At 38.6% G+C, this 20,616-nt stretch carries 13 protein-coding genes; all 13 read right to left on the bottom strand.

The window, feature by feature from the left end:
• Positions 1-2: 2 nt before the first annotated feature.
• The 13 genes from R2R71_RS12190 to R2R71_RS12130 all read right to left on the bottom strand — a co-directional run bounded on the left by R2R71_RS12190 (position 3) and on the right by R2R71_RS12130 (position 20,484).
• Positions 3-1,112, bottom strand: a complete 1,110-nt coding sequence (locus tag R2R71_RS12190; protein WP_316831548.1) for an alginate lyase family protein — start codon at positions 1,110-1,112, stop codon at positions 3-5.
• Between the two features lie 238 nt (positions 1,113-1,350).
• Positions 1,351-2,778, bottom strand: coding sequence for a sialate O-acetylesterase (locus R2R71_RS12185; RefSeq protein ID WP_316831547.1), 1,428 nt, complete (start codon positions 2,776-2,778; stop codon positions 1,351-1,353).
• Positions 2,778-4,460: a sodium:solute symporter family protein gene (locus R2R71_RS12180; RefSeq protein ID WP_316831546.1), complete on the bottom strand. Its 1,683-nt coding sequence runs from the start codon at positions 4,458-4,460 to the stop codon at positions 2,778-2,780. Before R2R71_RS12180 ends, R2R71_RS12185 begins: the two co-directional genes overlap by 1 nt.
• Before the next feature lie 6 nt (positions 4,461-4,466).
• Positions 4,467-6,758, bottom strand: coding sequence for an FAD-dependent oxidoreductase (locus tag R2R71_RS12175; RefSeq protein ID WP_316831545.1), 2,292 nt, complete (start codon positions 6,756-6,758; stop codon positions 4,467-4,469).
• Positions 6,759-6,910: 152 nt separating this feature from the next.
• Positions 6,911-7,945, bottom strand: a complete 1,035-nt coding sequence (locus tag R2R71_RS12170) for a LacI family DNA-binding transcriptional regulator (RefSeq protein ID WP_316831544.1) — start codon at positions 7,943-7,945, stop codon at positions 6,911-6,913.
• Positions 7,946-8,071: 126 nt separating this feature from the next.
• Positions 8,072-9,004: a DUF4886 domain-containing protein gene (locus tag R2R71_RS12165; RefSeq protein ID WP_316831543.1), complete on the bottom strand. Its 933-nt coding sequence runs from the start codon at positions 9,002-9,004 to the stop codon at positions 8,072-8,074.
• 69 nt (positions 9,005-9,073) lie between these two features.
• On the bottom strand, positions 9,074-10,813 hold the full coding sequence (locus R2R71_RS12160; protein WP_316831542.1) for a RagB/SusD family nutrient uptake outer membrane protein: 1,740 nt from the start codon (positions 10,811-10,813) through the stop codon (positions 9,074-9,076).
• 9 nt (positions 10,814-10,822) lie between these two features.
• Entirely contained in the window at positions 10,823-13,930 is a 3,108-nt protein-coding gene (locus R2R71_RS12155) for a TonB-dependent receptor (protein ID WP_316831541.1), read from the bottom strand.
• A 62-nt stretch (positions 13,931-13,992) separates the two neighbouring features.
• Positions 13,993-15,681 carry a RagB/SusD family nutrient uptake outer membrane protein gene (locus R2R71_RS12150; RefSeq protein ID WP_316831540.1) on the bottom strand — a complete coding sequence of 563 codons (1,689 nt, stop codon included), beginning with the start codon at positions 15,679-15,681 and terminating at the stop codon, positions 13,993-13,995.
• An 11-nt stretch (positions 15,682-15,692) separates the two neighbouring features.
• Entirely contained in the window at positions 15,693-18,521 is a 2,829-nt protein-coding gene (locus tag R2R71_RS12145; RefSeq protein ID WP_316831539.1) for a SusC/RagA family TonB-linked outer membrane protein, read from the bottom strand.
• Positions 18,522-18,845: 324 nt separating this feature from the next.
• On the bottom strand, positions 18,846-19,193 hold the full coding sequence (locus tag R2R71_RS12140) for an ATP-binding protein (protein ID WP_316831855.1): 348 nt from the start codon (positions 19,191-19,193) through the stop codon (positions 18,846-18,848).
• Positions 19,194-20,069 carry a GAF domain-containing protein gene (locus R2R71_RS12135; RefSeq protein WP_316831538.1) on the bottom strand — a complete coding sequence of 292 codons (876 nt, stop codon included), beginning with the start codon at positions 20,067-20,069 and terminating at the stop codon, positions 19,194-19,196.
• 226 nt (positions 20,070-20,295) lie between these two features.
• Positions 20,296-20,484, bottom strand: a complete 189-nt coding sequence (locus tag R2R71_RS12130) for a cold-shock protein (protein ID WP_316831537.1) — start codon at positions 20,482-20,484, stop codon at positions 20,296-20,298.
• Positions 20,485-20,616: the final 132 nt, after the last annotated feature.

The following is a 20,616-nucleotide window of genomic DNA, read 5'->3' as shown; positions in this document are numbered from 1 at the left end:
AACTATTTGTAACCGTTTAAACTTAACGGCATAAGTGTTGGGAATGTCCATGCGTAATCATGTCGCGGATATAATATAGGCCGGTAAGGCGCAACGAATGCATCGTAATCTTTCTGCTTATAAATATCTTTCATTGCTTCGAGCAAGTTGGCAGGCCAGAAACCAGTTGGTGTATCAACTCTTCCAACATTCGGGTTTTTAAACCATTGCCAGTCCTGCGGATGGGTATTGTAATAAAGTAAATAATCCAGTGCTTTTTGAAAAGATGCACCACCCTGTTCTGCAAAAAACAGGTTTTCTCCGGTGGCATTGTAAATTGCCCAGCTAGATGCCGTTAAGGGTGCTAACGAAAAGTAAGTATACCAGATGCCATTTGCTTCACGTTTTACTTCTTCAACCATATGACCATCGGGAGCTATTTTTTTGAATAAATCACTTTTTATCAATCTGATGTTTTCAGTAAGATCGGTTTTATCATCAAGGTAACAATCTGCAAGTACTGAAGCAAATCTCGACCAATCGCCAGAATTATTATTTCTGAACCTGATACTGTTTGCCGCATGGCGAAATACGTTAATTGTCCACCATTTAAATTGCGTTTGTTCATCATTACTCCAGCCCTTGTAATTTTTCAGTAAATCGGCCGCAATCATAAATGTTGTACCTGAATAAGACATTACCAAAGAGCCATCCAACTGAGAATATTTCTTGTTGATTTTCGCCCAGGCATTCAGAAAATATATTGCCTTATCAGCGTACTGTTTTTTACCACTAAGTTGGTAAGCCAACGCACAGCTGTAAGCCGAAAAACCATCTACCTGAAGTGCTAAAGAGGTTCTACGATGACCTTCTTTATCAGAATAGAATCCAGGTATGCTGAAATCTTCAACAGCATGGTTTTCGATTGCCAAAGCAGAATCAGCTTTTATTATAAGTTGTTTGTAAGCCGACAGAAAAGGTTCTTTTTTAAGTTTTATCTGCCTTTTCACAAAATCTATCTGCTTTTGAGGGTGCATACCATAAGGATGTTCAACTGCATTTATCTTCTCGAGAAAACAGGTGAGGCAAAAGAAAATCAAAAATAATCGAACAGGAAAAAAGGATTTGCTCATAGCTATTGTGTTATAATTTGGCTAAAATATGTAGACGGAACATCAAAATTCATTAATGTTTTACTGCATACCGAAGATAACAGATAATAGACAATATTAAGGTGATGGGAATTTAATATTCTCATGGAAACGTTCCCATTTTTTGGGAACGTTTCCATGATTAAAACCAAAATCATTATATTTTTTATAACAAAAAAGCCCTGCAATTATAGCAGGGCTTTCATTACATTTAAGTAGTTTATTTTTCTTCTACTGTCCAGTTATCAGTTCTGAATGGAGAAGCCGGCAGGCCTTCAACACTGTAGATTTCTCCAATACACCAATCTTTAAAAGCATATCTTACAGCCAAAGGTGATTTAACTTCAGCACTAAAAACTGCTATCAGGTTATTTTTCAGATTTGCAGCTGCAGGGTGGAAAATATGATCAGCACCGGCAATTTCAAACTGTGTTATTTTCTTTCCATAAGTTGTCATTCCCAATGGAATATTACTGAAACTAACATATGCAGTATCCGCTTTAACAGATAGATTTTTATATTTTGGACCATTTGGAGGTATTCCTTTTTTGTGGTATGCATTCGCCAATGCCATATAAGCAAGACGCTTTGCTACAATCGTTTTATCTGCCGGATGAATGTTACGCTCTTCACCAGCATCGATTATTATTGCAACACCGGTATTGCTTAATGTATCAGCAAGTTTTAATTGCGCTTCTCTTAATAAGGGGACTTTCCACTGCTCTTTTTTGGGATAATACATGGGTGCCAGCTGAACAAGGTAAAATGGCCAGATTCCTATTCCCCATTTTTGCCTCCAATCACTAACCATTGCATATTGCAATGCGAGGTAATCGAAATAGTTATTTCTGTTCTGTTCTCCCTGATACCAGACCACACCGGCAATATTATAACCGATAAGTGGTGCTATCATGGCATTGTAAAGATTAGCGGGAGTTTGATGTACTGCATTTTTTATCGCGGGGTTATTTTTCAGGTGATCTTTTAAAACATCAGTAACCAACCCTTTATCCATCCATGCTTCAATTGGAGAACCACCCCAGGTCGATTGAATAATTCCAACGGGAACACCTAAATTTTTGCGAAGGTACTTGGCGAACTGATAACCCACGGCGCTAAAAGAATTTATTGATGATGCTTCGGCTTGTGCCCAATTCCCTTTTACATTTGTTAATGGTTTATCAGCATAACTTTTCTCCACATGAAAAACGCGAAGTAAAGCATCCGGCGATTCTAAAAGCAAATCTGCCGAGTTGGCAATGGGTAAAGTTGCATATCCCTGAACGGGCATATCCATGTTCGACTGGCCTGAGCAAATCCAGACTTCTCCAATCAAAACATCGTTGAGTATAATCTTATTCTCCTGATTTACCTCAATTTGATAGGGTCCTCCTGCCACAGGTGTTTTAATGTATAAATGCCATTTTGCACCTCCATCCGTTTTAACCCGATAAGTCTTTTTATCCCATGATGTTTTAACAGTAATCGCTTTGTTTCCGGTTACTTCTCCCCATATTTTAACACTGCTTTTTTGCTGTAACACCATATGATCGGAGAAAAAAGCAGGCAATTTTACTGCAGCTGTAGCGTGAATCACGGCAACAGAAAATGCAATAAACAGCAAATATTTATTACAAGTAAATCTCATTATTCCAGGGTCGTTTTTTTGTTAAGGGTAAGTATGCCGATGAGCAATGAAACCATCAGAATGATAATGCCCACACCAGCAATAACATTTGAAAAATTAGCTGCTATTAAGCCCAGATATACAATACCCGCCCCAACAACGGCCATTGAAATGGCAATCACCCTAATACCAAAAATATTTTGTTCTCTGGCAGCATTATCAATAGTTGTATCGGTTAATTTTTCGTTATGGTTTACCTGCAAATCCATAAGGTCGGCTTTTTCAGCAACTAAGCCTTTACTACGGTAATAGCATTCAAACGCTGCTAATAAAACTATCGGGATACCCATACCTAATACAGTTTCAATCGTGCGGCTTAGTTTCAGTTGCAGTAATGAAGGTGCAATAACTTTAAAAAACAAATTTATAGCCAATGATGCTATCGTAACCGTAACCACCGAAAATCCCGTTTGTCGCTTCGAAAAAAGTGTCCAGATAATTGGCGCAAAAAGTGCTCCCCCGGCTATTGAGGCTGTGCTTAAAACCACCTCCACAATTCCTCCGGCACTCGGAATCCACATGGCGATTAAAATAGTTAAAGCCCCGAAAATAAGGGTAAATAATCTTGCCATCCATATTACATTTTTTTCAGATGCTAAGGGATTTAAAAGATTTTTATAAATATCCTGGGCAAAAACTGTTGCTGCCATATTTATTGTTGTATTTGCTTTGCTGGATGTTGCTGAAACCATGCCTGCAAGTACAAGACCGATTAATCCGCCTGGCATAACTTTTTGGATAAGCATCATGTAAGCATCTTCTGTTTCAAGTCCCTGAAGATTAGGATTGATAATGCGGTAAATCATAGGTGGAAGCATCCATATTACCGGGCTTATAAAATAAAGGACTGTAAAAATACCAGCCACTTTTTTTGATTCTTTTTTTGTTGCAACACTGGTATATCGCTGAACATAAGACCAGTTGCCACCAATATAAAATGTTTGATATACGATAAAAGCCAGCATAAAGCCCAAAGTGTAATCTTCGTTAAAGGGCTGAAAAAAATGCTCAGGCGCTTTATTGAGCAAATTTTGAAAACCGCCAATCTGAGAAAAAGAGACAGGGATTACAATTAATACCGCAGCTGAAAGAATTACGAATTGTACAACATCGGTTACCAGTACAGCCCACAAACCGCCTGCTGCAGTATAAAGTACAATGATTAAACCAATAATGAGTATGCATGTATTTACCGGTAAACCGGCAGCTACATGTACCATTTTACCAACAGGATACAGTACCGCTGCTGTAGTAAATAAGCTAAGCAGTAGAGTCATATAAGTATAAAACTGCTTTTCTTTGGTTCCGAAACGTTTTCCAATATATTCTGCAGCAGTGGCAACTCCGGTTTTTTTCCAACGTGCCGCAACAAAAAAAGTCACAATTAACCCACTAATGGCCATTGTAAGTTGTATTGCATTGGAAACCAATCCGTATTTATAAGCAATTGAACCCCAAACCACAAACGTTCCGGCAGAAAAATAACTGATAAACAACGAAAGTCCGTTAATCCACCAAGGTGTGGCACCACCAGCTTCAAAAAATGCCTGACCGTTTTTACTCCCTACCCTGGTAAATGTAAGGCCAATGGCGAATATTAAAAGGGCAAAAACACCCATCACTATAAAGTCGAGTTTTACCATCGCTTACTAATTATTGATTTCGGGATAACACCTTATAGCAAAAACTGCCGCTGGCACTAAATTAGATGGGTGTTCAAACTTAAAAATCAGTTTTTTAACCTCCACGTCGTTTTCAAAAATAACACGATTATGGGTTTGATAATTATCTTTTTTGTTAAAAATCATGTTACCATTTTCATCCAATATCTGATAATTCCTAATACAGAAAGGCATAACATTTTCAGGATGTGTCATTAAAACAGATTCCATCGGATGGTCAAAATCTGTATCAAACCATAAATCAATCTGTTTTATTTTCTTTAATTCTTCCCATTCCAGGCTTAATGCTGGCTCTTTATCGTCCTGATTACTTACCCAGGCATTAGGCTCAATAAATGGCCTGTCTATACCATTTCTGATTAAGTTTGCATCAAAAAGCTGCTGAACCTTACTGGCTGTTATGGCAATATTCTGCCCCTGAGGTCGTCTTTGCGGACACCAAAATTCAAATTCATCCACTCCCGCTTCTGCAGGAGGAACCTGTTTGCCATTATTTGATACCGCCTTGTTTACGGAGTTAAATACCGATAGTACACCAGAAACCCGTTTTTCTGTGTACCCCAGCTGTAAATCATCATTAGCCTCAAACATTAAAAACACATAACCTTTTTCCGGCAATTCAATTCCATAATCTATTTCAATCTGTTGTATACCTTCTTTAAGCTCGAATACCTTTTTAGCCAGCACTTTATCAGGTGTAAAGCCCCCCTTCCTTTCGCTAACCCTTATTTCTGTTTTTAGCGACGCGTTTTTAAGGGCATTAACCGGCAAATAAAAAACAGGGATTTTTCCAGCCTCCAGCGGGAACAATTGTGCTGTTGGAAGGGTCAATGTTCTCCATTTATCTTCATTTGTAAAGCCTTTAAAAGCTAAACTTGATGATGCTGAAATTTTTGCAGATGAAACCAAATCATTTTCTGGGGCTTTGGCCACAAATGGAATATAATGCCCTTCTGCAAGTAATTTTTGCTGTAACATTCCAATAAAACCTTCCTTAAATATAGCTTTAGGAACGATTTTATTTTGTTTGCAGATAACCGCAGCCATGCCAACAGCCTGACCAATAAATGCACAGGTGGCCATTACTCTTGTTGCACCAAAAGCAACGTGGCTCACGCTTATAATACGACCTGCGAGAAAAAGGTTATTAATATTTTTACTATAAAGCGTTCGGTAAGGGATTTGAAAAACCCCCTTTCCATGCCACTGGTTACAACCCGGTCTTTCACTGTAAATACCATCGGCAGGATGTAAATCAATCGACCAACCGCCGTAAGCAACTGCGTCTTCGTGTTGATTTTGATTGATTAGGTCTTTTTGCGAAAGTATATAATCGCCTTCAAACCTCCTGCTTTCCCTTTTTCCAGGTATGCTTCCTACCCACTCGAGTGTAAGGTTTTCTGCTTCCGGGAAATTACCCGAATTTTTAATGTGGTTCCAGATTCCATAAACAACTTTCCAAAGTTCCCATTTTATTTTTTCGGTATCGTGAACCGTATCTAATCGCCCTCCATATTCTACCCACCACAGCTTGCATCCAAATTCGTTGGCATTAAACTGTCTGAATCTTGGAATCGCTGTTATGTCTTTAAGCGCAAATGCCGGCGGAACAAATTTCACAGGTTTACCAATATCCTTACTATAGAAATACAACGAATGTCCGAGCAATTCTCCGTACTCCGCAGTCGGGGCCATCCCTTCATCAAATTCATCCTTGCTTTCGGCACCCATTCGAAATGCTGCACCCGATAAGAAACCGATAATACCATCGCCAGTGGCATCGCAAAACAAGGGTGCTTGCAGCATATATTCAGTTGAATTCTGACTGCAGAATCCTTTTATAGATTTTATTGTATGCTCGTCATGCTTTTCAACTTCGAATACGGAAGTATTTAAAATCAATTTAATCTTTGATTCCTGCGTAACCTTATCAAGCAGAATCATATCGAATATAACTGGGTTTCCTTCAGGATTTCGATACGTATTTTCGACAAGGATTTCATCAATAACTCCACCTTCTCTAGACCAACGATTGTTATTGCCCATGTGAGAAGTTGCGCCTAACACCCACAGTCTGACTTCACTGGATGAGTTGCCGCCTAAAACAGGCCTGTCTTGTACTAAAACGACGTCCAATCCCTGCCTAGCAGCAGTAATTGCGGTACAAACACCAGATAAACCGCCACCGGCGATTACTAAATCTGTTGTTAATGCTATTTGGTTTAAATTTCTTTTTGCCGAAGCTTGCTCTTTTCTCATAAGTATCCGAAGACAATTATTATATATGATTTCGAAGATATTTATAATCTATCCGAGAAAGGGGCTTGGGAAAAGGGAAAATAAAATGGGAACGCTCCCGAAAATTGGGAACGTTCCCTTGAAAATGATTAGAAAATAATTAAGCTGTTTCTTTAAGATTGACTGCTAGTATTTACTGTTGAGTTCCGCACAACCAAATCAGCATCTAATGTGCGGATTAATGGCTTCCATTCAGAAATATCTTTATCCATTAAACCCAAAAGCAATTCCATGGCAGTTTTGCCAATTTCCCTTACTGGTTGCGCTATCGTTGTAAGGCTCGGCTCGATAAAACTCGAGCCATAATTATCGCTAAAGCCAACTATGGCAATATCATCAGGGATGCGTTTTCCCAATTGTTTAATAATCTGTATGGCTTCAATTGCCGTAGGATCGTTAACGGCAAAGAGTGCATCGGGTGGGTTTTCCATGCCCAGAAGATGTTTTACATACATTTTTACCTTGCTAAGGTTTAAGTCGTATTCAATAATCAGCTCCTCATCAACCGGAATATTATATTTTTTTAAAGCATCGCGATAACCGTTCATTCTTTTACGGCTTATAACCAACTGACCTGGTCCTGCCAGATGGGCAATTCTCTTTTTCCCAATTTTAATCAGGTGTTCCACTGCCTTAAAAGCAGCATCATAATCGTTTACCACAACCTTTGGAACCATCATTTCTTCACAAACCCGATTAAAAAAAACAACAGGAATTTTCTTTCTGATGAAAGCTTTCCAGTGATCGTAGTTCAATGTTTCTTTAGTTAATGAAACCATAACGCCATCAACCCTGTTGGCTAGCATTACTTTTGAATTGGCTACTTCGGTTTCGTAACTTTCATTACACTGTGACACTAAAACGCTATACCCCTGCCTGGCAGCTTCTTCCTGTGCGCCCACTACAACCTGAGGAAAAAACGATGTAATAAATTCGGGGAGTACAATACCAATAGTTTTCGTTTTATTGGTTATCAAACTTATGGAAAGCATGTTTCGCTGATAATCGAGCTTTTCAGCGAGCTCCATAACTTTAGCTCGGGTTTCAGGCTTAACATTGGGATGTCCGGTAAGTGCCCGCGAAACAGTTGATTTAGACATACTGAGCTCGTTGGCAATATCGACAATGGTTACCTGATTGCTTTTCATAATTGAATTTGGTTAAAAGCTAAAGAAAGATTTATCTTACAAATAAAGCAATTTGAGGGTATTTTGCAAATTAATCAAGCATTCGGTCAGCTAGCTGAAGTTGTAAAAGTAATGATTAACTACCTCTTATTTCACCACAGCTTTTGCAGCCTTTTTCAATTCTTTAGCAAAAGCTTCATCTACGGTTTCTGGTTTAAAACTAACTTTCGCAGGTTCATCTTTAAATAAAAAAGTGTACCATACCAGGCCTGCCAGGTAACAACCTGCATCATTGGCATGGTTTGGATCGAAGTTCAGTTTATGCTCTTTCGAATATGAATAACCAACATTAAGGGAATGTAATTGATCAGGAAGTAGAGGAAATCCCGGATTTTCGTAATTAAACTTCAAATCTTTTTTGAAACCTAACTTTATATTACTGTTTATTTTTTGAAAAGCGTCGCCAGTAGGTACTATTTTAATTCCTAAATCGCCTGCAACTTTATGGTAAGCTGACCTTGAATATTCCCACATCTGCTCCTGGCTTTCGGCTCTTTTTTCTCCATGTATTTTACCAAATTCTTTAGCGTCGATTCTATACGCCCAGGTTTGATGAAACACTACTTTTGCATCTGGTTGCAACTGTTTAATGAACTGATATAACTTAGCAGCGTAAGGCTCGTAGGTGGCAGAATCTCCTGAAAGTAATGAATATTGCTGAATACTAACAACATCCCAAACACCATCAGATAAAAGTGCCCGCAAGGATTTACCATTGTAGGGCATGCCTTTAGGATCTTTTGAATCGGCATCATTTGCTTCAACAGCTTCCCAATGTTTTTGTAATGGACAACCGCCTATCTCTGCCCGGCCAATTATTAGTTTATGCCCGCCTGATTCACTTATCTGCGGCAGAAACCTGCTGGCATTTTGCGAAAAGCTATTCCCGATAAAGAATAAGCGAAGCGGTTTTACAGTCTGTCCATTAGCTATAAATGCCAGCAGAACCATAAAAACCGTTAAATAGAGCGAAATTTTTTCCTGCGGGATAAAACGAAGTTTTGATTTAAACATTTGCATTACGATTCTTTTTAGAAATTAAAAGGCAAGAGCTTATGCCCTTGCCGAAATTAAACAATTACCAGAAAACTAATAACCTGGGTTCTGCTCCATCAGTGGCATTTTCTGGATTTCACTTAATGGAATGGGCAGAAGATACATTGCATCACGGAAGTTTAAAGGCCTCGGTGCTGTACCTATTGTATGTTTATAAGTAGATGTGCCAATTCTGGTAATAATATCAACGGTATTATATCCTTTAAGTACCGTAGCGGCTATTTTCCAACGACGTATATCATTAAACCTGTGGTCTTCGAAAGCAAGCTCAATCCTACGTTCATTTTGAATAACATTTCGCAATTCTGTTACCGTAATGTTTGATTTTATTCCATACCTGCCATCAGTACCCGGCAAAATTCCTGCTCGTGCACGTAAAAGAATTAACTTTTCTATAGCTTTTTCAGGCTGACCGGCTTCGTTAATGGCTTCTGCATAATTAAGCAGAATTTCTGCATAACGGATTAATGGCCATGCCCGCTCGGTAGTACCCGTACTCGCATTGGTTAAGTTTTCATCGAGCATTTTTCTCGAAAAATAGCCCGTAAATTTATTTGTTGACGTATATGCATCGGATGTACTGTTGGCAATAGTTGAACCGGTACTGGTATAAGTGAGAACAGTAGTTTTCACGCCAGTATTGCTCATGTAAGAAAGCCCGTTATAAATTACCGAATAGTCGAAGCGAGGATCTCTGTTTAAATATGGGTCATTTGCATTATAAAGTGCACTTTCTGTAATTGGCTTACCGTCGATCATTCCGAAAGATTCTATTAAACTCTGCGTTGGTTTCATTACCGAACTTCCTGAACGTGTTGGAGGTAAGTAAAAGGTTTCAAATTCTTTTTGCGCAGGTCTGTTGTAAGCAAAAATATACTCACTGTTAACACGTTTCAAAAAAAGCTGATAAAAGCCATTTCCTGCCCTGGTGGCATTATCAACATTCAAGCTATAGGCATTAAGGTTGATAACCGCTTCTGCAGCATTAGCCGCAGCTGTCCAGCGATTAATATCTGCTGCCGGATAACCAACCAAAGGACTTTGGGTGATACCTCCACCATTAAAAAGCGGGCTGGCAGCATATAATAAAACCCTCGATTTGAGCGCCAGGCAAGCACCTCTGGTAATCCTGCCGTAATCAATATCTTTGTAAACCACACCTGCTAAATCGGCAGCGGCAGCATCGAGTTCTGATACCATATAACTTACACATTCAGCATAGCTATTCCTCGGAATATTGATTATATCGTTAATACCAAAAACCTGGTCGCCAACAAGTGGAACTCCACCGAATGCAGCCACCATATTATGGTAATAAAAGGCCCTTAAAAACCTGGCTTCGGCACGCATCCGTTTTCTTGTAGATTCGGCAAAAGGTGCTCCAGAAATTTTCGATAGCAACAAATTAACCCTGCGGATGTTCTTATACGGTGTATTCCAGAAATCCTTATCGGTTGCGAAATTCGTGAGAACATTACTTGGTCCTATAACCCCCTGAACATAAGAATCAGACCAAACTGAAAGGTTATTGTTGCCTTCAGCATTATCGGTAGCAAGCTCCGTGTTTCCTGTACCTCCAGCTGAAGAAAAACGCGAAGGCCCAAATGTATAACCCGCATCTACATAAATTTTATTTAAGAAACCCATGGTTTGAATGCTATCTGCAAAAACTACATCCTCTGTTAAACCATTTGTTTTATCATCGAGGAAATTGGATTTTTTGCAGGAAAAAATTACGCATGAAAGCAACACAATAGTTAATATCTTTTTCATACTCTAGCTTTAAAATGTAACGTTTAAACCCATATTAATAATTCTTGTTGGTGGATAAGGTAAATCGGCAACCGACTCCAGTATTTCGGGATCGAGATTATACAATTTATCCAGTTTTGTTCTGGTAAGCAGGTTATATCCGTTTGCATAAATACGAAGGGATTTAACCTTGAGCTTCGATAACAATTTCGGTCCGGCGGTATAGCTTATTTCAGCTGTTTTCAACCGGATATAATCAGCAGGAATTGCCCAGAAATCAGAATAATAATCGCGAGGGCTTTGACTAAGTGCGGTAGTATACACCTGAGGGTATTTTGCTGCATTACCAAGTGCTGGTGTCCAGTGCTCGAGGTGTATTGGTAATGCATTACTGGCGTTATGATGTATTACAGCACCCTGTGCACTGGCAACAAAATTTGCCGATCCTTGAAAAAGTACTGTGATACTAAAGTTTTTATAACCAGCTCCTAAAGTCAATCCGTAAGTTGTGTTTGGCAGATTTGTATAACCAAAGTAAGAACGGTCACTTGCATCAATTACCCCATCACCATTTAAATCTTTATATTTCAAATCGCCTGGCCTACCCCCAATTGTTGGTTTCGGCACTGCAGGATTTGCAATATCTTCTGCCGTGTAAAACTCACCTGTCCAGCTGTATTTTAAAACAGAACCTATTGCCTGACCTGTTTGTCGCTGGTAGGCATATAAAGGTTCGGCTTCATCCATAAAATCAATACGGTTTTTAGCCAGTGAGTATGTCCCTTTTACCATATAATTCCAGTTTGTCCCCACCTGGTCATTAAATCCTACTTCTGCTTCAAACCCTTTGTTATTTGTTTTTCCGAGGTTTACATTGGGCAAGTTCTGACCAAATACGGCCGACACTGTACCTCTTGTTGTTAAAATATCATATCTGTGGTTGTTAAAATACCCAAAAGTGGCGGTTAACTTATTCTTAAACGCAGCCATATCAAGACCAATATCTAATTTCTTCTCCTTCTCCCAGGTTACCTCATTATTACCGAGTGTGCCTTCAGTAACTACCCCATAGCTATTATTGGTTGCAAGGCCAAAAAGCCCTGTTCCGCTGCCAGAAGCATAGGTTTGTAAATAGGAATAAACACCATTTGTATTGTCTACACCAACAAGTCCATAAGAACCCCTGAATTTAAACAGGTTGATGAATTTGATATTATCTTTCATAAAAGACTCTTCAGCCATGTTCCAGCCTACAGAAACAGCCGGGAAGAAGCCAAATCTTTTATCGGCAGAAAAACGGTCAGTACCATTATAAGCACCACTAAATTCTACCAGGTACTTTTGTTTATAATCGTAACCTAAACGTGCAGTATATCCCCTGAAGTTTTCAGGAATAAAATTATAATCGGTATTGGTGGTATTTTGTGTTTTCTTACTGTTCTGGTTGTATAAAAACAAACCTGAAACATGATGATTTCCAAAATTGCGGTTATAATTCAAAATGGCTTGCATTGTTAAGGCACTGTTTGTAAAACCAGGTGTATAGGTTAATGATGGCGTGGTTAAACGGTAAATATTATCACGCTGGCCGAAAGAGTATGTTCCAGTTACCGGATCGTAGATGTATGATATAAAACCTGTTCCACTTGTTGGCCTTTGTAAAGAACGGCTGTAAGCGTATAAATTACGATAGGCCAGTGTACCTTTAATTGATAAACCTTTAGTTATGAAATCAAGCTTTTGTGTAGCTGATGTAGCAAGGTTAATATTATTTGAAAAAGTACGGTAATAACCATTATACATTAATCTTCCGATTAAATTATTATTGTTCCTGCCTGATGCGTTGCGTTGCCATAAACTGTAGCCCAAACTACCATCGGGGTTATAAACAGGGTAATTGTATGGCGCTGTTTCTGCCGAACGACCTAAATCGCTAAAAATATTATTATTGGCGCTGGCATTGTTCGAGTTCATTTCATCAACACTACCAAATAAATCAAAACGAACATCGAGTGTTTTTGTCACTTTTAAATCTACGTTCGACCGATAATTGTATCTTTTATAGTAGAATTTACTATTTAAATCTTCGCTGTAATCTTTTAACTGTCCACCCTGGTTTAAATAACCAAGAGATACAAAGTATTTAGCCTTTTCCGTTCCACCGGTGACGTTAAAATTACCTCGTACCTGTGGAGCAAACTGTTTCATTAATATATCAGTCCAGTTATTATCAGGATGGCCATAAGGGTCACTTCCATTGCGATAAAGTTCCAGGTCGGCATCAGAAAACGTCCTTACAAAACTTGGATTTGGATTTAAATTATTGGTATTTACCTGAGCCTCGTTAATTAAAGACGCAGCCTGATAGGCATTAAGGTATTCAGGCCGTCTTGTTAACTGATTTAAACCGTATTCAAACTGCACACCAATTTGAGGTTTTCCTACTTTTCCCCTTACAGTAGTTACGAGGATAACACCATTTGCACCTTTAATACCATAAATTGCTGTGGTCGAAGCATCTTTAAGAATACTTATCGATTCTACTTCATTTGAATTAAGTTGTGAAAACTGGTCGTAAGTAAACTCAATGTCATCAACCAAAATAAGAGGGTTGTTGTTTCCTGTGTATGAGCTTACACCACGCACATTAAAAGTTGCACCATCCGCACCGGGTTGTCCGCTTCTTTGTTGCGATGAAAACCCCGTTACCCTACCGGCGAGCGCATTCTGTAAACTTGGCGAGGGACTTTGTCTGATGTCTTTTCCAGAAATTGCACTTACCGAACCCGTAAGTGTAATTTTCTTCTTTTCGCCATAACCAACAATTACAACGTCGTCCAGATTCTTTTTATCCTCTTCGAGCTTAACATTAATCGTATTTCTTCCCTGAGCAGAAATCTCTTGTGTAAGATAACCTACGTTTTTAAAAATAATCACATCGCTGCTAATGTTAATGATAAACTTACCATTTGCATCGGTCATGGTACCGTTTTTCGGGTTATCTTTTTCAATAACCGTTACGCCAGGCACAGCGCCCTGGCCATCGCTTACGAGGCCTGTTACCTGCCTTTTCTGTGCACTGGCATTAAAGCCAAGCAGTAGCAGACAAATACAGTATAAGTATATAATTTTTTTCATCTTCTAATTTTTTACCGGGTTCATTTCAACTTCTGAAAAGCTGAAAAACAATTATTTCATTGTTAGTAATAACCTTCGTTTTGTACGAGTTTTGGGTTTTTTATCATTTCTGAATATGGAATCGGCATGTGATAATATTTATCCGCAAAAACCATTGTATTCACATTCTGAAGTGAGAAATTCAGTGTAGTACCCGATTGGCTGATACTCAGTCCTTGTAAAACTGATGACAAAGTATTACTCATTTTCCACCTGCGTAAATCCCAGAAACGTTGTTCTTCAAAACAAAGCTCTATACGTCGTTCGTTCTTGATAAGTTCCCTCAACTCTGTTTGCGTTATAGCTACTTTAACACCATATCGACTATTTGTACCGGCGGTTATTCCTGCCCTTGCACGTACCAGGTTTAATTGCTTTACTGCATCCTCCACACGCCCTGATTCGTTAAGTGCTTCAGCATAACTTAACAATACCTCTGCAAAGCGGAAATAAGGAAAGTTGTGGCTTTGATTTGAATATGTTGTGGAGGTCGAAAAATCGGCCATAAATTTTTTCAGGTAGTAAGCCGTTTTAGTTTGTGTTTTAAAAGCCTGATTCGGTTTATCTAAACCGCCTTCGAAGGTTTGAACAGCTCTGCTTAACCACTGTGTTCCGTTATAAAAAATAATGGCTTTTAATCTTGGATCGCGGTTTTCATATTGCGAAGGACTCAAGTTGGTTCCTGTATAGACCGTTCCATCAAGATTTGGAAAAGCATTTAAAAGGTTTTGTGTTGGGCTTGTACGACCGTTGCTGGTTGTAGGGGCGACATATCCAACGGGAGCATTACTATTCTCAATTGTAGTTGAATTAGCTGATTGCTTTGAGAAAATAATATCCGTATTTATCTTGGTTGTAAATACCGCTGAATAAACCGTAGTTCCTGTTCCGGCCGGCAATTTATAGTAACCTTTGGCAATAAGTGCTTCTGCTGCAGTAATTACCCTCTGCCAGCGAGTAGCATCAGCAGTTGTATACCCTGTTAAGGCTTTGATTTGCGCATTGGTTTCAAAACCTCCGCCATTAAAAAGCGGACTTGCCGCATACAAATAAAGCCTGCACTTCAGTGCCATCGCAGCTTCAGAAGGCACTCGTCCAAATTCTGTTGCTGCCAGGCTTGTTCCATTTGGCAGATCAGGTGTAACGGCATCACATTCTGAAGCAATATAATCTACACACTCACTGAAAGTATTTCTGGGAATGCTTAAGTCATCATCAAGGGAGAAGACTTTGTTGCCAACCAAAGGAACACCGCCATATCGTTTTAAAAGCTCGAAATAAGCAAAAGCACGAAGGAACCGAGCTTCAGCAACTTGCCTCTTCCTTATATCATCGGCTATTGGAACAATTCCGATATTATTTAAAAACACATTGCTTCTTCTTATAATGGTATAGCTGTTTGCCCAATTATTATCAGGATAATTTACTGCCGTTAATTGCCCGTTAGTAAAAAGCATAATGTTCGACCTATCGGAAGAAGGGATAGCATCGTCAGTAGCTGCATCCAGAAAATCTCCGTCAATGCGGTTAAATCCGGCAGGTAAAAAAGAATAAATTCCTAATAGATATGCTGTAGATTGCGTACCAGTTTTATCGGTTTTATCGAAAACATCGGTTTCCAATGTCCGCTCTTCAGGCTGGTTTTCAAATTTCTTGCAAGATGAGGACGCCAGCATTGATAGAATGAGTAAAAAATAAAGTGATTTTTTCATATCTGTAAATGCTATAGTTGAATATTTAAACCAAGAGAAAACACCTTTTCAATTGGATAACTGCCATTGTAATTTTCAGGGTCGGCACCATTAAACGTTTTCGATCCGAAAGTGTAAAGGTTTAAGCCGTTTACAAATACACGTGTAGCTTTTAAACCAATTTTATCGGTCAGTTTTGAGGGGAATCTAAAGCCAAATTCAATATTTTTAACCCGTATATAATCGCCGTTTCTGAGCCAGAAGGAAGAACTGACAAAATTATTAACGGCTCCGTTCCTTGGCCCTGAACTGGTTGTTAAGCGAGGATAATTTGCAGATACATTTGATGGAGTCCATCTGTCGAGCTGCGTTTTGTAAGCCTGAGCTGTACCACCCTGAAATTCCCAAAAGCTATTTCCCGAGAGATAAACCTGCTGATTGACTGCACCTTGCAGCAACGTACTGAAATCAAATCCGGCAATATTAAACCCTAATCGGGCACCGAGAAACAATGTTGGTTTTTCAGAACCTATTGTTGTCTGATCGTACTGGTTAATTACACCATCTCCGTTTAAGTCTTTATATTTAATATCACCGGGCTGTGGGGTATATCCTTCGATTGTAGGATAGCCGGTAATTTCCTGTTGGCTCCTGAATAATCCCTCGGCAATATATCCATAGGTTTGCCCTACAGGGTGCCCCGTTCTGTACATCCAGCTGTACTTTTGATTGGCCTCGGCACTGTAAAGCAGTTTGGAGTTTTGTAAACTGGCATTTAAATTAATAAAGTAGCCCCAGTTGTTCTTTTTCTCAGCCCAACCTAATTGTGTTTCCCAGCCAAAGTAAGCTTGTCGCCCGATGTTTTCACTAGGATATGAAATCCCTAAAATTGAATTACTAACGCCTCTGACAATGCTTAAATCAGTAAGCTTATTCCGATAATATTCTACGTTAAAGGTCAGTCTGTTTTGAAGAAAAGATGCATCCAAACCAACGTTCAGCATATTTGATTTCTCCCAGGTTATATTCGGATTTGCGAGGTACGATTCGCCGATGGTTGTTCCGGCAGCTGCACTGCTCCCAAAAATTGAAGTTGGTGAAGCATTGTAAACCTGCTGATAGGTAAAATATGCGCCGTTATCACGCCCAACTTTACCGTAAGAACCGTAAAGTTTCAGGTTATCCAACCAGTTATTCCCTTTCAGGAAATCTTCTTTGGCAATATTCCATCCTAATCCAACTGCCGGAAAGAAACCATATTTAAATCCACCATGATCAGGATAACGGTTGGCACCACTTTGCGAAGCAGAAATTTCAGCAAGGTATTTTTCCTTATAATTATAGGCAAAATGACCTGATATACCTTGTATGGTATAAGGAAGATTTGAACCATTAACCAGGTTATCGCGATTAGCAAGAATAGTTGCATCAAAACCATGGCCACCTTCAAAAACGTGATTATATCCCATTGAGAGTTCCTGAAAATCTGACCTGTTTTGAAAGCTTATTGAATTACTGTTAGCCTGCGCACCATTTGTTCCATACTGCCGGTAGGTTGTTTCAGCTCCTGAAGTCGAAAATACTGGTTCAAAAACAGCAAAGGATTTATTCCTAACAATATTCTCGTTAAGGTTACTAAAGAATGATGCTCTTGCTTTAACCCATAGGCCTTTTGCAACATCATCGAGGGCATATTTTAAATAAAAATCAGATAATACAGTACGTGTATTGGTTAATGAATAACCCGAACTAATATTCTGCGCAAGAATGTTATTTTGAAATTGCGCACTACCGCTGTAAGTGCCATTGGCGTTATAAATTGGATAGGCGCTATTAGGAGTTGCCAAAATTGAACTGAAAAGATTATCAGCTCCTGCATTTCCCGGACTTGTTGTGTTCAGAATTCTACCCTGTATATATATACCTGCGCTAATGTTATCTGTTAATTTAACATCAACATTTGAACGGATAAAATAGCCCCTCAGATTTGCATTGGTATTATACTTATTGGCATCGCTTGTATTGAGCAAACCATCCTGACTAAAGTGTTCGAGATTTATAAAATATTGCACAAAATTGTTGCCGCCGCTTGTATTAAGGCTATAGCGTGCTACTGCTGATGAGTTTTTCAAAATCTGATCTGTCCAGTTTACATTGGGATAACGCAAAGGATCTGAACCACTTTGAAAGGTATTCAATGCAGTCTGGCTAAATCCGTTGGTTGCCACAGAAAGTCCATCATTAACTAAGGCTTCATTATAAAGTGTTGCATAATTAAATGCATCAAGCGGATTTGATATTAGGTTTTGTATTGGTTTTTGAATACCCCATGTACCTGTAAAACTTATATGCTGTCCTTTATTTCCCTTTTTGGTTACTATCGAAATTGCTCCTCCTGCCCCTCTTATTCCAAGCATTGCTAAGGAAACAGCATCTTTAAGCACTGTTACGGATTCAATTTCTTCGATACCGATTTCGGTAACTGAACGTGGAATACCATCGATAAAAATTAATGGTGTTAGACCGCGAAGTTTAAAGGAAAGCCCTTCATTTAAAGGTTGCCCGTTGGTTTGGTTTATTACCAATCCGGGTAAACGGCCACTAAGCGCTAAAGGATATGAAACCACAGGCGTAGTTGCGAATTCATCTCCGGTTACAGCTGCAGATGATGAAGTGGAAAGTTTACCTGGAATGTTAAAGTATATCAATCGCTTCAGCTTCCTAAAGGAATCTGAATATAGAGTGTCTTGTTTGAGATTGACAGTATCTGGTTTCTGTTGTGCCTGCGAATTCCCGACGTTAAAAACCAGTAATGCCATACAGCCAACAAAGACCGCTATAGGTTTTGTGTAAACTGACATGCGTAATTTGTTTAAGTTAAAAGGAAATATTTATTACAATCGCTTACCGGAAGTTAAATTCGGCTGGATTTGCTTTTAAACGATGACTTAAAAAATCTACGACAGTCCTTTTTTTGAATAAAGATATCTCATAATTATTTGGTTGAATAAAAAATTTGGTTTGATTAGAACCAAATATATTCAGCTTTACTTTTTTACATGCGAGGTAACAAAGGTATTTTTCATGGAAACGTTCCCAAAAATTGGGAACGTTTCCATGAAACCACATAATTATGATTTTATTTGTTTTATGAAGCGTAAATAAGCAATCTCAATGCCATTTACTTACTCACTAACAGATTGACTTTCGAATTTTGGGAGCGAGATAAAGAAGCTGCTACCCTTTTCTTTTCCCTCATTTGCTGCCCATACTTTTCCTCCATGCAGCTGAACAAGAGTTTTAACGATATATAACCCAATACCGTTTGAACGTTCTTTTGCTGTTGGAATGGATGAAAGCCTGGCAAATTTTGTAAAAAGTTTGGGTAAATCATCGGTGGTTAAACCCACGCCCTTATCCCTGAATTCAAATATCACATTATCTTCTTCTGAAGAACAAATAATTTTTATCGTTGATCCCGGATATGAATATTTAATAGCATTACTCAACATATTCGTAAATACATCATGGATTTATTCCCGGTCTATTTGAATGTAGCCTTCAGTATAACAATGAATTTCGAGTGTCTGATTTTTATTCTTAAGCGAAAATTCGAAAGTCCTGGTTACAGATTCTATCAGTTCACTAACCTTTATAGTTTCAAATTTTAAATCTATTGTTGCGTTTTCATTTTGTGCTTCACTTAAGAGATTGTTCATCGTTTGGGAAATATTCCGTCCAATACGTTCAATTTTTTCTCCCATTTCTTTTATTTTTTCAGCAGAAATAGCCGCCCTTGACATCAACTGCCCAAAACCAATCAGTGTGGTAGCAGGATTTTTCATATCGTGGGCAAGGCGGTGCAAACGGTCATCGTAGGCTTTAACGGCAACCCTGCTTACAAGTCTCGATTCGGGTTTTTCCATTGTTAAGTTCGCAAGCCATCTCAGCACGTCTAATTGTTCTTCTTTAATGTCGAATCTTGCTTTTATATCCATAACACTTACAGTGCCGAGTATAAAACCTTCAGCCGAAATAATTGGTGCTGCTGCGTAGAACTTAATGCCATTATCCATCTGCACAAACGGACTGTTTTTAACTTCATTGCGCTGATTAGTATCTTCAATCAGGGTTATTTCATGGGTACGACCAGCTACTGTGCATAGGCTTTCATCCTTATTTAAAGTATTAATTACAATTTCACTGGTGTTTGCTTTCAGAAAAACGGTATCAACATCGATAAAAGAAACAAAAGAGCCTGCCGAAGCAAAAGTGCTCTTCGCAATTTCTGCAATCAAATCAAAAACGAGCTCAGGAGGAGTTTGAAGAATATCGTAACGCCTTAACTTTTTCAGCCGTCTTTCTTCGAATGTTAAATTATCCTTTGAAGGTTCGCTAAACTTACTCATGAATTAAGATTGAAATAACCGGGACTTATAGTTAAAGTAGCTAACAAATATAAAAGAAAGTTGTTTACACAAACGATTCTTTAAGTTTTGCCCCTAAAAAAGCGACTCAAAAACCATGCACATCTCATCGAAATATGAGGTATCGCCTAACAAGCTTCAGCCAAAAGCATTATAAAATAAAAAAGCAGGCTTAATAGCCTGCTTTTTTATAAAAATATCATTGAGACTAGATTACTTTTACTTTAACTGCGTTCAAGCCTTTTTTACCTTCCTGAACATCGTATTCTACTTTATCGTTCTCACGAATTTCATCAATCAGGCCTGAAGCATGAACAAATATCTCACCGCCATTTTCTTCTTTGATGAAACCAAATCCTTTTTCTGTGTTAAAAAATTTTACTGTACCGTTTTTCATAATTAATTAGATGTTTATAATTTACAGCGCTAAAAATATGCTTAATAATTAAAAACACAAATTATTTTAACATCCATTATTACAAAGTGTTATTAACATCGGTTAAAAGCTTAAAGAATAAGTTAGATAAAA

Source organism: Pedobacter aquatilis (assembly GCF_032678405.1).
In the GTDB taxonomy this organism is placed as follows: domain Bacteria; phylum Bacteroidota; class Bacteroidia; order Sphingobacteriales; family Sphingobacteriaceae; genus Pedobacter; species Pedobacter aquatilis_A.
Note: the sequence above shows the minus strand (reverse complement) of the source record. Positions and strands in the feature narration are given on the sequence as shown.

Excerpts from the sequence above, each read along its gene's own strand:
- R2R71_RS12175 (WP_316831545.1), bottom strand. The coding sequence starts at position 6,758 with ATGAGAAAAGAGCAAGCTTCGGCAAAAAGAAATTTAAACCAAATAGCA.
- R2R71_RS12145 (WP_316831539.1), bottom strand. The coding sequence starts at position 18,521 with ATGTCAGTTTACACAAAACCTATAGCGGTCTTTGTTGGCTGTATGGCA.
- R2R71_RS12180 (WP_316831546.1), bottom strand. The coding sequence starts at position 4,460 with ATGGTAAAACTCGACTTTATAGTGATGGGTGTTTTTGCCCTTTTAATA.
- R2R71_RS12135 (WP_316831538.1), bottom strand. The coding sequence starts at position 20,069 with ATGAGTAAGTTTAGCGAACCTTCAAAGGATAATTTAACATTCGAAGAA.
- R2R71_RS12185 (WP_316831547.1), bottom strand. The coding sequence starts at position 2,778 with ATGAGATTTACTTGTAATAAATATTTGCTGTTTATTGCATTTTCTGTT.
- R2R71_RS12160 (WP_316831542.1), bottom strand. The coding sequence starts at position 10,813 with ATGAAAAAGATATTAACTATTGTGTTGCTTTCATGCGTAATTTTTTCC.
- R2R71_RS12190 (WP_316831548.1), bottom strand. The coding sequence starts at position 1,112 with ATGAGCAAATCCTTTTTTCCTGTTCGATTATTTTTGATTTTCTTTTGC.
- R2R71_RS12170 (WP_316831544.1), bottom strand. The coding sequence starts at position 7,945 with ATGAAAAGCAATCAGGTAACCATTGTCGATATTGCCAACGAGCTCAGT.
- R2R71_RS12130 (WP_316831537.1), bottom strand. The coding sequence starts at position 20,484 with ATGAAAAACGGTACAGTAAAATTTTTTAACACAGAAAAAGGATTTGGT.
- R2R71_RS12165 (WP_316831543.1), bottom strand. The coding sequence starts at position 9,004 with ATGCAAATGTTTAAATCAAAACTTCGTTTTATCCCGCAGGAAAAAATT.
- R2R71_RS12150 (WP_316831540.1), bottom strand. The coding sequence starts at position 15,681 with ATGAAAAAATCACTTTATTTTTTACTCATTCTATCAATGCTGGCGTCC.
- R2R71_RS12155 (WP_316831541.1), bottom strand. The coding sequence starts at position 13,930 with ATGAAAAAAATTATATACTTATACTGTATTTGTCTGCTACTGCTTGGC.